The sequence below is a fragment of the Ruegeria sp. HKCCD4884 genome (genome assembly GCF_013110855.1).
Taxonomy (GTDB): domain Bacteria; phylum Pseudomonadota; class Alphaproteobacteria; order Rhodobacterales; family Rhodobacteraceae; genus Ruegeria.
This window is the reverse complement of the sequence record NZ_WVRJ01000018.1, coordinates 1-13793: the sequence shown is the minus strand read 5'-3', so window position 1 is coordinate 13793 and position 13793 is coordinate 1. Positions and strand designations below refer to the sequence as shown.

Below are 13793 nucleotides of genomic sequence, written 5' to 3'. Positions count from 1 at the left end.
ACAAGAGGGGAAGCAGATACCAAAAACTGACTTGGTGAGTAATCATTCAAACGATACAATTTGGCTTATCGGATAACATTAACATCGTATTCGATACAATGATCATCCCCGACCGCCATTTGCATGTTCAACCGTGGCAAACTTTAATAGGCCGGGGTCAGGCAGAGCCAGACTGAGGACACTGCACAAGACTGTTTTGGAGAGAGATATTATGAAACAGGCCCAGATTTCGGTCATCATTCCCTGTGTCAATTCTCTGGCTGATTTCAGAACCTGCATGGCGGCGCTGCAAAACCAGACGGGCCCCCAGCCCGAGGTCATTGCCGTGGAGCGCCTTGGCCCTGAATTTGTAAGCAGCGTCAGATCAGAGTTCCCCGAAGTTCATGTGCTGTCAGTTGCGGCAGACGCAACAATCCCGCACATGCGTGCGGTTGGCATCCGCAGCGCCGGGGCCGATGCAATCGGGATGATCGAGGATCACGTGATTGTTCCTCAGAACTGGACCGAGCGCATGCTGGCCGAACTGGCGGCAGAATCCGATGTTGTGGCCGGGCCGGTGGACAACGTGGCAACCGATACCCTGATCGATTGGGCGGCGTTTCTATGTGAATACAGCGCGGTTCTGCCACCGTTGAAAGACGGACCATCAGATTGGCTGCCGGGGAACAATACAGTCTATCGGCGTGACGTTCTGCAACAGTTCGACAGTGTTCTGGATGACGGCAAATGGGAAAACCATCTGCATGACCGGATGCGCGCCGAAGGCGTCACCCTGATATTGCGCAATGATATCGTCGCCGGGCACAAGATGCATTACACGTTCGGCCTCTATATGGCGCAGAGATATCTCTATTCCAAAAGCTTCGCCGGGGCCCGCGTTCGCGGTGAAGGGCTGGGGAAAAGGTTTCTTATGGGCTGTTTTGCCTTTGCCCTGCCGCCGCTTGTCTATGTCCGCGTGGTCAGGAACATCCTGTCCAAACGGCAGCATGTCCGGCAACTGCTGTTGTCCCTTCCACTTCTGGTACCGTTTTCGCTGTCCTGGGGGGCAGGCGAGATCGCCGGGTACTGGTTCGGGGCCGGGCAATCCTTGTCAAAAGTCCGCTAAGAGGGATCCGCCATGCCTGAGCAGGATCCGTCACGGCCCGATATCTCGGTCATCGTCGCGATTGTCGACGGCAAAGAAGCGTTGCGCACATGCCTGCGCGCGCTGACGAAACAGACGGGTGACCAGACGGCCGAGATCATCATTCCCTATGATCAGCTCTCACACGAGGCCGCCGATATGGAATCAGAGTTTCCCGCATTCAGGTTTCTCGACCTCGGCGTGGTGGCTGGTGGCATGGTGCCGCGCAATGCGCTTGATCTGCACCGGTACTGGGATATACGCCGCGCCAAAGGCATCAAAGCTGCCCGGGGACGCCTGATCGGCCTGATCGAAGACCGGGGTATTCCGGCACGAGACTGGATCACATCTGTCATTGAGTTACAGGAACAGACCGGGGCGGCGGCGGTGGGGGGATGTGCCGATAATGGCTATGATACCACTTGGAACTGGGCCATCCATATCTGCGATTTCAGCCGTTACATGGCCCCCGTTCCAACCGGTGAGGCCGATTTTCTATCAGCAACCAACGCCTGTTACAAAGCCGACACGCTGCACGCGCTGCACGCGCTTTATGAACACCGCTTCTATGAACCCTCAGTTCATGCCGCCCTGCAGGCAAAGGGTCACAAGCTGGTATTGTCGGATCGCCCGCGCACAACGCAGTACCGCCCGCGTATCCCAACATCCAGGCTGGCCGTGGAATGGTTTCACTGGGGCCGCAAATATGCCCGCATCCACACCGGTGAAATTTCGACGGGTCATCGCCTTTTTCGCGCGGCCGTGACTCCCCTTCTGCCTTTTGTTCTGTTCTTGCGGCACCTACGCACCCAGCGGCAAAAGAAAATCTATCTCCGCCAATTCCGGAGGGCGTCTCCGCTTGTTTTCCTGATCGTCAGCATGTGGGCCCTGGGTGAGCTAGCCGGCTACATCCAGGGCACTGAACCCGAGATTGTCTAGGATCAGGGCCGGACCGGTTCCAGCACAGGCAGGTCGACGGCCTGGCCGGTCCGGGTGCTTTCCGCGACGGCGTTGGCAATCTCGATCGAGCGGAGCCCGGCGTTGCCATCTGCGATCCTGACGCTGAGATCACCTGAGCACAGCTTCAGGAAATCCTGCAACTCGGCAGCGAAAGACAACTTGGCAGTGGATTTCCAAGAGAACAACTTTTCCCGAATCGCAATGTCGAAATACTGACGCTTTGTTGTTGTTGGCTTTCCACCAGGCTCTGTCAGGGTCACCAGCGTGTTTTTCATCGGCGCATAAGCCCCCTGTACCATGCCGTGTGTACCATGAGCCTCAATCACAAAGTCATAGCCCCGCCACTCATCCCAGGTGGCCTGATATATCGCGGCAAGACCTTCGGGGTTCTTGAACACGGCCATGGCATTGTCCTCGGACCCCGGCAGGTTCCAGACGCTTTCGCTCGCCACGCCATAGACCGACGTCACCTCGCCCAACAAATGGCGCACCAGGTCGGTCAGGTGAATGCCGATATCCCACATCGCGCCGCCCCCGGCGATAGGTGTCCGGTATTCCCAGTCATGGGTGAAATGAGCCAGCCCATCATGTCCGCCAAACGCACGCACATGGGTGAGATCCCCGATCTTGCCGCTGGTCACGGCGTCTTTGACATACGCAAAAGCCGGGTAATAGCGCATATTGAACCCGGTCGCGACCACACGGCCCGCTTCTTTGGCCGTTTCCAGAATCCTGCGGCAGGTTTCAACGTTGTTGGCCATCGGCTTTTCGACAAGCACATACATGCCGCGTTGCAGGGCGGTAATGCAGGGGTCTTCATGCGTATGCGGCGGTGTAGAAACCACCACGGCATCCATCTCGGTCTCAAAGAATTGCGCGGGGTCGGTAAAGACCGGAGCCCCCCCGGCCACGCGGCGCGCCGCTTCTTCGGACAGATCAAGAACTGCCGCCAGTGTCGTGTCCGGGCATTCTTGGATGGTTTCGACCCTGAGTTTGCCAATTTTCCCGGCACCGCCCACAACCCCAATACGCATGGTTTACTCCTCGTAAAATAACTGCGGGCAACCTGAAACTGGGCGCCCCCTACCGTGTAACACTATTCAATTGAAGATCGTGAATTCATCCCCTGCGCAGTAGCATAGGTACCTGCCCTGCGCTAGGCTTGTGCAATACAACACGTTGCTTTGAATCGTGGGTTTGAGGAAGGGCCGTAAACCGTGACACCGGTAGGATCGGAACAACTCGGCGGTACATCTGTCCTTGTAACCGGGGCAACGGGCTTTATTGGCAAGCGGCTTGTCCCTGCCCTGCTGCAAATCGGTGCCCGGGTTACAGTCGTGCTGCGCAGTCGCCATGGCGCAGCCACCCTCAAAAGAATGGGTGCACGGGTTGTGACCGGATCCATGGCCGACAGGGCGACTATGGAAACTGTTCTGCGCGATCAGGATGTATTGTTTCACCTGGCTTATGACATGCGCGCAACGGCAGCCGATAATCTTGCCCAATTCGACGTGCTGCGCACAGCCGCCGAAACCGCAGGAGTCGGGCGGATTGTTCATATCAGCTCGATTGTGACCTATGATGGCTGGCCTCAACAGGACCTGACCGAAGACAGTTCCAGCGCCCGCGCAGGCGGTGGCCAGTACCGGCAGGCCAAAAGAGCGATGGAGCAGGCCCTGACAGACGGCGCTTGTCCGGTGGCGATCTTGCAGCCGACACTGGTCTATGGTCCAGGCAGTATGTTCTGGACCGATCAACTGGCCGCGTGGCTGGCGGCGGGAACCGTAGTGCTACCCAACCCCGAGGGGGTGTGCAACGCGGTCTTTGTGGACGATCTGGTTCTGGCCATGCTGCGCGCGGCAACCGTTCCGGGTTTGCAACAGGAGCGCTTCATTATATCCGGCGCCGCTCCAATTGCCTGGTCGGATTTGCTGAACGGTTATGCCGACATCATTGGTCAGGGCAACGTGCATCACGTCCCGCTTGCCGATCTCAAGGCGCGTCTGTCGCCGGAAACACCGGATGACAGCGCAGACACGCAATCTCTGGCCGCGCGGATCAGCGCGACGGCACGGGTCTGGATAGGTCGGGACAGGTTCGAAAAACTGGTACATCGGGTCAAACAGCACCTGCCGCAATCGGATGTGGTTTACCCCGACCGCTACATGCTGGATCTGCTTTCCGCCAAAGGCCAATGCCGGATTGACCACGCCCGCACCCGGCTGGGATACGCCCCTACGCATGACCTTGAGGCTGGTCTGGCCGCCACCCGCGATCATTTGCAGGCGCGATTTCCAAAATAGCATCTCGTAACAAAAGTATTCAGGATTTCAGAGTTTTGCCCCATATCACCATTGACGCCACATCCTGGGAAAACGAACGCGGCTTTGGCCGGTTCACCCGCAACCTGATTGTCGCGCTGGCCGCCCGTGACAGCGGTTTCCGCTATACGCTTCTGTTCGATCAGGAGCCCACACGGCCGGTGCCCGATGGGGTGAAAACCCTTGTCGCGGGGTCTGACACCTCGATGTCCGAGGCCTCATCAGGGGCCAAAGCCCGGGGGGGGGCTGATCTGATGACAATGGCGCGGGCGGCACGGCGCATTGAATGTGATGTCTTCTTCTACCCCGCCGTGTATTCCTATTTTCCCCTACCCGCCCGACGGCCAACGGTTGTGTGTTATCACGACACGATCCCTGAACGCTTTCCTGACCTGATCTTTCCCAAACGCCTCAATTTCCGCCTATGGCAGATAAAATGCTGGCTGGCCAAAAAGCAGGCAACGCGGGTCATGACGATTTCAGAAGCCTCGGCAAAAGATCTGACGCGCCTCCTGCATATCCCGCGGGACCGGATCGACATCATCACCGAAGGTGCGGAATCCATGTTTCGTCCGATCGGGGATCAATCCGTTCTCATCAAGGCCAGACAGACCTATGGCATTCCGCCCGAGGCGCCGCTTCTGGTCTATTTGGGCGGTTTCAATCGCCACAAGAATGTGCTGCGCCTGATTGAGGCCATGCCCCGTATTCTAGCGCACGTACCCGACGTCTATCTAGCCATTGTCGGGCGCACAACCGGGGCGCGGTTCTGGGACAATATCGAAGATCTCAAAGCCAGCGCAGCATCGGATGCCGCCCGATCCGAACACATCCTCTTTACCGGCGAGATCGACGACACGGGTTTGTCAGCTCTACTCAATACTGCCGACGCGCTGGTCTTTCCCTCGCTTTGGGAAGGGTTCGGCCTGCCCGCACTCGAGGCGATGTCCTGCGGCACCCCGGTTTTGTCCTCAGATCGAGGCAGCCTGCCCGAGGTTGTGGGCGATGGCGGGCTTTATTACGATCCCCTGTCCGACCAGGCCCTGGCGGATCAGGCCGTTCGCCTGCTGACCGAACCCGACCTGCGGGATGACTTGTCACAAAAAGCCCTAGCGCGGGCGTCAGAGTTCAGCTGGGACAAGGGAGCAGAGCTAGCCGAGGCCTCGTTCCGGCGCGCGATGTGCTCAAAATAACCGGAATATTCCAAACCCGGTTTCCCTCAGAAAACCTCGACAGTCTTAACTCATTCGCATAATTGGGCAATTATTGGAAACATGCTGCGCCGCTCTCGATCCAGGCCGACAAATATATTGGATTCGCACCCATTCCACCCTATCCGTGAAGAGGGGTGGAATTTTCGGCACCCAGGATGCCAATTGATTTCAGTGTGACTTTGTACGATCAGGATAGATTATGAATTACGAAACCTCGCACCATCAGTCCCTCAAACAGCTTATTGCGGCGCGCGATGCGCGGGTTGCCGTGGTGGGGCTGGGCTATGTCGGCCTGCCCCTGGCCCTGACCGCTTATGACAAAGGGTTCGACACCACCGGTGTTGACCTCAACCCCGACCGCGTAGCGCGTATCAATCAGGGCGATCAGGTCATCTCGTACCTGGAACAGGACCGGATCGCGCAGGCGGTGGCCAGCGGCAAATTCCGTGCGACGCAGGACGCCGCAGCACTTGCCGAGGCCGATATCATCCTGATCTGTGTGCCGACCCCGCTGACCGACGCACAAGACCCGGACATGCGCTTTGTCGCCGCCGCCGCGCAAACCATCGCACAGCATCTGCGTCCCGGTCAGATGGTAGTGCTGGAAAGCAGCGTCTGGCCCGGTGCCACGACGACACTGGTTCAGCCGATCCTCGAAGCAGGCGGTCTGCGCGCAGGGTCCGATTTCTTCCTGGCATTTTCGCCCGAGCGCGAAGATCCCGGCAATGACACATTCGACACGCACAGCATTCCCAAGGTGGTCGGTGCCGACGACCCGCAATCGCGGCAACTGGTCGAGGATTTCTATCGCGCCATCGTCACCAGTGCCGTGCCGGTCAGTTCAGCTGCCACCGCCGAGGCGGTGAAACTGGTCGAAAACAGCTTTCGCACCGTCAATATCGCGCTGGTCAACGAATTGAAGACCGCGCTCGAAGCAATGGACGTGGATGTCTGGGAAGTGATCGAGGCTGCGGCGACCAAGCCGTTTGGCTTCATGCCCTTCTATCCCGGTCCTGGAATCGGTGGGGCCTGCATCCCGGTGTCTCCGGCCTATCTGGCCTGGCGCGCTGCGGATGCAGGATCTGATACGCCGCTGATCAATCTGGCCCGCACCAGCAATGACGCGGTGCCGGAAATGCTGGCGGCACGGATGGCGGCAGAACTGGCCGCACGCCATGGGTCGGCGCTGGCAGAGACCGGTCAGCCCCTGACCGGACAGCGCATCCTGCTGATGGGCATCGCCTATAAGCGTGATGTTGAAGATACCCGCCGCAGCCCGGCGCTGGTGTTGCTGGACGAGCTGGAAAAGCTGGGGGCCGAGGTCGACTATCACGACCCCTATTTCCCGCGCCTGCCCGAAGGCGGCGAATACCCGCAACTGGCGGGCCGGACCTCACAGCCGCTGACGGCAGACACCCTGAAACGCTATGCTGCCGTGGCGGTGATCACCGATCACAGTGCCCCGGATTACAACTTGGTTGCCCGCGAAGCAGCCATGATCTTTGATACACGCAATGTTTTTGCAAAACGCGGAATCACAGTAGACAGCGGGCGGTTCAGGAAACTCTGAAAAAGGCCAGGGGCCCGGCACCCGGAAGCTGCGGACCATGGCCGAGACACGCCACCGACAACCGGTTTACTTTCAGGCATGTGCAATTCGAAAGAAGACCCCCAGTAATGAGTAAAAAACCGGAAAAAATCTTTGTTGATCTGGATGGGACGCTGGTCAGAACAGACCTGTTTGTCGAGGCTATTCTGCTGTTCCTGAAGAAAAACCCGCTCAATCTTTTTCCGGTTCTCCTGTGGGTGTTCCACGGCATCCCCTATGCCAAGGCGCGGATCGGCCGGGAAATCGGATTAGAAGCTGCGGACCTTCCGTTCGAAACCGACCTGCTGGATTATCTGCGCGTGCAGAAAGAAGAAGGCAGGCATCTGATCCTCGCAACAGCCTCTCACCGCATCTATGCCGAAAAGGTGGCCGCGCATCTGGGCCTGTTCTCGTCTGTTCTGGCCACAGAGGAGGGCCGGAACCTGAAAGGGTCCAACAAGCTTGCCGCCATTCGTGACACAGCCGGATCCGACGCCTTTACCTATGCCGGAGACAGCACAGCCGACAGCCCGATCTGGGCGGCGGCCGGGTCGGGTATTTACGTCAATGCCCCGGCCTCGGACGTGGCCGCGGCACAGGCTGCGGGTACCGCTGAAAAGATCATCGCTTCACGCCCGCCGGTATGGCGCGCCTTCGTCAAGTCGATGCGCCCTCATCAATACGCCAAGAATGCCCTGATCTTTGTGCCGATCTTCACCTCGCAAATGCACCTGCCCGCAGCGGGGTTCCTGGCGGCGCTTCTGGCCTTTATCTGCTTCAGCCTCTGTGCGTCGGGCGTATATTTCCTGAATGACCTGATGGATCTGCAGGCCGACCGCCATCATACCAGCAAGCGGCATCGCCCCCTGCCCGCAGGCGATCTGCCGCTTCAGACCGGCGTCATCGGGGCCATTGCCCTGCCCGGCATCGCCTTTGCCTTGTCCCTGCTCTTTCTGCCGCCCGCCTTCACGATTGTGCTGATCGCCTATCTGGCCATCACCATGGCCTATTCCTTCTGGCTCAAGCAGATCGCAACCGCAGATGTCATGGTGCTGGCCTCGCTTTACACGCTGCGTGTCATCGCCGGAGCAGCCGCCACAGGCATTGTGCTGTCCTCGTGGCTGTTGGCATTCTCGATGTTCATCTTCGTCAGCCTCGGCTATCTCAAACGGTATATCGAGGTCGCGGCGGCCCCTCATGATGAAGCCAATGTGCATGGCCGCGACTATTCCCATGCCGACAGCGAGACCATGTTCAGCCTTGGCGTCGCCAATATCACAGCCGCCGTTGTCATTCTTGCGCTCTATATCAACAGCCCCGAAGTGAAAGGCTTTTACAGCACTCCGGAAATCCTGTGGCTGCTGTGTCTGCTGCTGCTGTATTGGGGCAACCGCATCTGGGTCGGTGCCCGACGCGGTCGGATTGCCGACGATCCGGTCCTGTTCGCCTTGCGTGACAGAATAAGCCTTTTGATCGGCGCAGGGTTTGTACTGATCACCTTAGCCGCCAAATACCTGACCTTTTGAAGCCCGCACCGGACCTGCCGGAAGACACTGTTTAGCTGTGCCCAGCAGACCCGCACATGAAGGAGAACACATATGTCACTCTACTGGTCCGCCCTGTTGATCGCCGTTTGCGCCAATATCTGCACCAACCTGTCGTTCAAGCTGGCCGTGCAGCAGCTTGCCGGGCCCTTCGACATCCGCGCCTTGATACTCTCACCCTGGGCTTGGGCTGGCCTGGTCAGCGGCCTGCTGCTGCTTGGCAGTTTCATTGTCGCCATTCGCGGCATTGAACTGAGTGTGGCCTACCCTGCCGTCACGGGCCTGGCAATGGCCGGTATTTTGCTGGCCGGATATATCCTGTTTTCTGAAACCCTGAGCTTTCAGAAAATTGCCGGGATCGGCCTGGTTGTTGCCGGAGTGGTCGTACTGTCTCAGGTCAAACCAACCTGAGACCAGCGCCCGGCAGGCGGAGATTTGCACATTTGCACGGCAAAACCGCTCAAATATTGCCCTTTCTGAGAATTCCAGAGAAGAATTGAGAAAGGCAGTCCTTTAGTCACAGGCAATACGCAGTATCGAACGAGTAGTGGAGTTCAGCTCCAGCGGGTATCCAATAACCAAATTTTAACCTCAGGTGGTTCATAGTTTTGCCATGATTCCACGTCGGAATTGACAAGGGGGAATCCCCCTATGGCACTGCGATGACCCGCCCTTATTGGGGTGAAAGAAACCGGAACCAGAACGGAGCACCTGGACCAACATGCTGGGAATTATTGGTATAGCGATATGTGTCGGCCTTGTTGCCAGCGTCGCGACCTGGCTGTCGGGGTATTCTCTGCTGTTGGCTTTTGGGGTTTATGCGCTGTCCGGCTGGCTGTTCATCCTGATTGCCATCACCGCAATCTACGCCACCAGATCACTGAGAATGCGCTCAGAGAAACCGGACCACGCCTATTCAGGCTGAGCTATCACTCTTTTCCACTTACCCTCTTGGCCACATAGCCTAGAAACGCCCGTTGCGGGTTCCTGATCTGTGGGCGGCCCGACGCGGCCCAATAGGCCAACCAGTCCGCCTCCAGCGCATAGACATCGCGGCCCGGCGCCATCGCCCGGGCTTCTTCCAGCGCATCTGAGGGCAGGATCGGCTTGTCCGGTCCCTCGACCACCTGCCCCCTGCGCGAGAACCGGATCAGGTCGCCTGGCTCTTCACTCATCTCGTAATCAGGCAGGTGATCGGCCGCGATCATGTCGCGGATCATCTTGCGGAACACCCGGCGGGGCGAGGCTGACCCTGATTTCTTCAGCAGCACCTCAACCGAGATCCGCCACTCGGGCTGACGGCCACAATGTTTGCGCGCCAGTTCATAGATCCGCCGCTCGAGCGGTTTGCGCAGGCGGAAGTAATCACGGCTGAGGGTCAGAACCGATTTCGCCAGCACCGCCCGAAACAGCCAGTCTGACAATTTCACGCTGACGCTGACCATCCGGCCTGCCCTTGTGTGACGGACGATCTCCCAGCTTTCGATCAGGCCAAAGCCGGTGGTGGTTTCCTTTTCGCCGGTAACGATGTTGGTGGTGATCCTTGTGCCCGCCAACCGCTCGAACGCTTCGCGCAGACGCTTGTAGCCGTCACCGCTGGTTTCGCGATTGGTTGCGACCAGCAGATCATGCGCCTTCAGATGCAGCACCCGGCTGACCGTCCGGCCCGCATTGATCGCCGCCATCAGCTGGCTGATACAAAAGATCAGGATGTCCTTGTCATGGATCGTCGCCAAACCGCGCACCGAAGGCGTCACCGTAATCTCGACCCCGTTATGTTCGTAATTCAGAATCCGCCGGTCCGGCCGGGTCGAGAGCGAAAACATCGGATGCTCCATCGATCCCATATCTGTCTTGGGCAGCGCATCGAAGATGTCGCATACAAAAAAATCGCCCGTTGGGTGCCGGTCGGGCAACAACGCCCCCGACCCGCTCATACTGCCCTGCCCATATGTCCTGCCCGAATCTTTGTTCGTGGTTTTATTGACGCTTACCGTAGAGTTATCCACAGGAGGCGTAAAGCCGCCGGAACGTGGGTTCAGAGTCACTACAACGTGGGATCAGAGTCACCTTATCGTGGGATCAGATTCACTGTAGACATAAAAAAACACAAAAATCTCTTTTTTTTCTTATACTTAAAGGGAGCAAGGCTTACCCGTAACTAATAAATTAACAGGATTCTAACTGGATATTTTTTGACCACTCACCCTAAACCTGCCTTTCAAAGGGAATTTACCCCTTATTTTTGCTTAGAAAATTCGGTTTTATGCTCACAATGCTTCCACATGCCCCATTTTGTGGTATATTGACCAAAACATAGCACATGAGCAGATTTTCAATGCGAGCAACACCGTCCGAAGGGCTTCCCCCTTATTTCAATATCGATCCCGATCTGGCCCATGCTGAACTGGGTGAACCAACCGGAACACATGAATTTTCGCAGATTGCAGATGCCTGTGCCCGAGGACGGGCAGATCTGGCGAACCGCGGTCTGGAAGACGACGGGCAAAAAAAGCTGCGCCTGTTTTCAACATGGGAGATTACCAAATATCTGATCCCTGTGGCGCCTGCCCATTTTAGGCGTGTGCTCAAAGGTAACCCGGATTTGCCGCAAGGGCAGTCTGAAACCGAAGGCGGGGCCAAGTGGTTCACGTTGGATGAGGTTCTTCGGCTGCGGACATATTTTGCTTCGGAAGGATCCAAGGCGAAAGAATACCGTCCCTACCGTCCTGAAGGGTTGCCAGCCAAAATCGTTTCGGTGGCCAATTTCAAAGGCGGCGTGGGCAAAACCTCGACCTGCGCGCATTTGGCCATGTCCGCCGCATTGGACGGCTACAAGGTGTTGGTCATCGATCTGGACAGCCAGGGCTCGATGACGTCGATCTTCGGCGGCAAGGTCAGCGATGAATGGCAGACGGTGTTCCCCTTGCTCGCCCGTCATTACGCCACCCATCTGCGCCGCGACAATCAGGGGCGGCTTGACCGGGGTGAAGCGCCGCATCCGATTGACGACACCCTGTCCGAGGCGCTGAAAACCCGCAGCAGCGATCTGATCCAGACCACCCACTGGCCGAATATCGATCTGATCGGTGCTCAGCTGAACCTCTATTGGGCTGAATTCCAGATCCCGGTCTGGCGGATGCAAGGCCGCAGCTGGAAGCTTTGGGATGCACTGACCGATACGCTGGACGAGGATGGGGTGCTGGATGACTATGACATCATCTTCATCGATACCCCCCCTGCCCTGGGTTACCTGACGATCAACGGGTTGGCGGCTTCGGATATCCTGCTGGTGCCCATGGGAGCCTCGTTTCTGGAGTTCGACTCCACCGGTCGGTTCTTCGACATGCTGCATTCGACGTTCCAGTCCATCGAAGATGGCGAGAACATGGCCGCCCGCGCGTTGGGGCGCCCTGAGATGGCGTTTCAATGGGACGCAGTGCGCACGGTCATCACCCGCTATGACGGCAGCCAGCAGGCCGAGCTGGCCGGACTGATGCAAGCCTATCTGGGCCGCACCCTGTCGCCGCACTGGCAGGGCTACACGGCGCTGATCGGTCAAGCCGGGGAACAGGTCAACGGCATCTATGAAGCGGATTACCGCGATTTCAACCGCGAGACCTATGTGCGGGGTCGGGAAACCTTTGATGCCACTTATGCTTCGTTCAAGAAGCTTTTGATTGGCGTCTGGCGAGGCGAAGAGCGGGCCCAGCAGGCTGAAGAGGCAGGAACACCGGAATTGTCGCTCTGAGCGCGATGTTTCGCGCGCGAAACACGTCTTCTATGCCCCGAAACAGAGTCTGATCCGAGCAGGAAAAGGAAAAAGTGATGGCGAAACGCAAACGACTGACCCCAGCCCGGCCGGATTATCTGGAAGACAACCGCCCTGCCCCCGGGTTGAACCCCATGTTCCCCGCTGAGACACCCCGCGCCGCACCACCTGTTGCACAGGTAGCCGGGGCCACGGCAGCCCAGGCCGCTTTGGAAGAGCTGTCCGGAGAATTGCGTGCTGCGCGGGCCGAAGGTCGTTTGGTGCAGGACCTGCCGCTGGACGCCATCGAGGAAACCTATCTGGTGCGCGACCGGATGACGGCTGATGACGCAGATATGGAGGCACTGAAGGAAAGCCTGAAGGCCCGCGGGCAGCAAACACCGATCGAAGTCGTGGAATTGACCGAAGGGCGGTATGGCCTGATCTCTGGCTGGCGGCGTCTGGCCGCGCTGCGGGCTTTGAAACAGGATACGGGTGAGGCGCGCTTTGAAACCGTTCGCGCGTTCCTCAGGCAGCCGCAGAGCGCCTCAGACGCATATGTGGCCATGGTCGAGGAAAACGAAATCCGTGTCGGGCTCAGCTATTACGAGCGTGCTCGGATCGTGGCGCGGGCAGCAGAGCAGGGGGTTTATCCGGATGAGGCCGCTGCCCTGCGCGGACTGTTCGCATCGGCCAGCCGGGCGAAACGGTCAAAGATCGGATCCTTCATCGCGATCTATCACGCGCTGGATGATCACCTGCGCTTTACTTCAGCCATCCCCGAGCGGCTGGGGCTGGCGGTCGCAAAGATACTGAAAGATGATCCCGGGGCGGCTTCGAAGCTTTCGAGGGTTCTCGCCGATGCGTCGGTTGGGACATGGGAAGACGAGAATCAAGTCCTTACACGAGCGGTTGCAGGTCTGCCGAAAGTGGAGCGGAGTAAACCTAAGGCCGAACAGAACCCAAAGCAGGTGGAGACGATAGGCAATATCCACTTGAAACAGAGTCGAAATGGCGCGCAGCTTGTGTTGTCCGGCAAAGGGCTTTCGGATGAATTTGTCGCTGACTTAAGGGATTGGTTGAATGCACGGACCCGATAATGTTTCGCGCGCGAAACAATCCAATCGCCCGATTCCCCGTTCGAGACACCGCGGGGTTTTCCTGCGAGATAGCTGAACATTTTTGTTGACTGGTAGGTACTGTCGCTTTCCGCAGGGGATATCTTTCTAGGGGGCTGTTTTTTTTTTGAGTTAATTTTGATCTGTGTTACGGTTCGCTTGTGTTTTCAGGCT

Annotated in this window: 12 protein-coding genes; 10 read left to right on the top strand and 2 right to left on the bottom strand. The window is 58.0% G+C overall.

Going from position 1 to position 13793, the window contains the following annotated elements; translation table 11 throughout:
* Positions 1–211 precede the first annotated feature (211 nt).
* Together GS636_RS20525 and GS636_RS20520 are read left to right on the top strand one after the other, a co-directional pair.
* Positions 212–1105 carry a glycosyltransferase family 2 protein gene (locus GS636_RS20525; RefSeq protein WP_171672142.1) on the top strand — a complete coding sequence of 298 codons (894 nt, stop codon included), beginning with the start codon at positions 212–214 and terminating at the stop codon, positions 1103–1105.
* Between the two features lie 12 nt (positions 1106–1117).
* Positions 1118–2062 carry a hypothetical protein gene (locus tag GS636_RS20520; RefSeq protein ID WP_171648808.1) on the top strand — a complete coding sequence of 315 codons (945 nt, stop codon included), beginning with the start codon at positions 1118–1120 and terminating at the stop codon, positions 2060–2062.
* Between the two features lie 2 nt (positions 2063–2064).
* Here the strand turns inward: GS636_RS20520 and GS636_RS20515 are convergent, their stop codons facing one another.
* Positions 2065–3117, bottom strand: coding sequence for a Gfo/Idh/MocA family protein (locus tag GS636_RS20515; RefSeq protein WP_171672141.1), 1053 nt, complete (start codon positions 3115–3117; stop codon positions 2065–2067).
* A gap of 183 nt (positions 3118–3300) precedes the next feature.
* Between GS636_RS20515 and GS636_RS20510 the strand changes: the two genes are divergently transcribed.
* The 6 genes from GS636_RS20510 to GS636_RS20485 all read left to right on the top strand — a co-directional run bounded on the left by GS636_RS20510 (position 3301) and on the right by GS636_RS20485 (position 9675).
* Complete coding sequence (locus GS636_RS20510; protein WP_171672140.1) at positions 3301–4386, top strand: NAD-dependent epimerase/dehydratase family protein; 1086 nt, start codon at positions 3301–3303, stop codon at positions 4384–4386.
* Positions 4387–4421: 35 nt separating this feature from the next.
* Positions 4422–5597, top strand: coding sequence for a glycosyltransferase family 1 protein (locus tag GS636_RS20505; protein ID WP_171648933.1), 1176 nt, complete (start codon positions 4422–4424; stop codon positions 5595–5597).
* Between the two features lie 220 nt (positions 5598–5817).
* Complete coding sequence (locus GS636_RS20500) at positions 5818–7188, top strand: nucleotide sugar dehydrogenase (protein WP_171672139.1); 1371 nt, start codon at positions 5818–5820, stop codon at positions 7186–7188.
* Positions 7189–7295: 107 nt separating this feature from the next.
* Positions 7296–8732 (top strand): UbiA family prenyltransferase, encoded by a 1437-nt coding sequence (locus GS636_RS20495; RefSeq protein WP_171672137.1) that lies wholly within the window; start codon positions 7296–7298, stop codon positions 8730–8732.
* 72 nt (positions 8733–8804) lie between these two features.
* Positions 8805–9161 (top strand): SMR family transporter, encoded by a 357-nt coding sequence (locus GS636_RS20490; protein WP_171648920.1) that lies wholly within the window; start codon positions 8805–8807, stop codon positions 9159–9161.
* 310 nt (positions 9162–9471) lie between these two features.
* Positions 9472–9675, top strand: coding sequence for a hypothetical protein (locus tag GS636_RS20485; RefSeq protein WP_171648918.1), 204 nt, complete (start codon positions 9472–9474; stop codon positions 9673–9675).
* Between the two features lie 4 nt (positions 9676–9679).
* Here the strand turns inward: GS636_RS20485 and GS636_RS20480 are convergent, their stop codons facing one another.
* Positions 9680–10687, bottom strand: coding sequence for a replication initiator protein A (locus GS636_RS20480; protein WP_171672135.1), 1008 nt, complete (start codon positions 10685–10687; stop codon positions 9680–9682).
* A gap of 386 nt (positions 10688–11073) precedes the next feature.
* Between GS636_RS20480 and GS636_RS20475 the strand changes: the two genes are divergently transcribed.
* Positions 11074–12501, top strand: a complete 1428-nt coding sequence (locus tag GS636_RS20475; RefSeq protein WP_171672133.1) for an AAA family ATPase — start codon at positions 11074–11076, stop codon at positions 12499–12501.
* A 77-nt stretch (positions 12502–12578) separates the two neighbouring features.
* Positions 12579–13601: a ParB N-terminal domain-containing protein gene (locus tag GS636_RS20470; RefSeq protein WP_171672131.1), complete on the top strand. Its 1023-nt coding sequence runs from the start codon at positions 12579–12581 to the stop codon at positions 13599–13601.
* Positions 13602–13793: the final 192 nt, after the last annotated feature.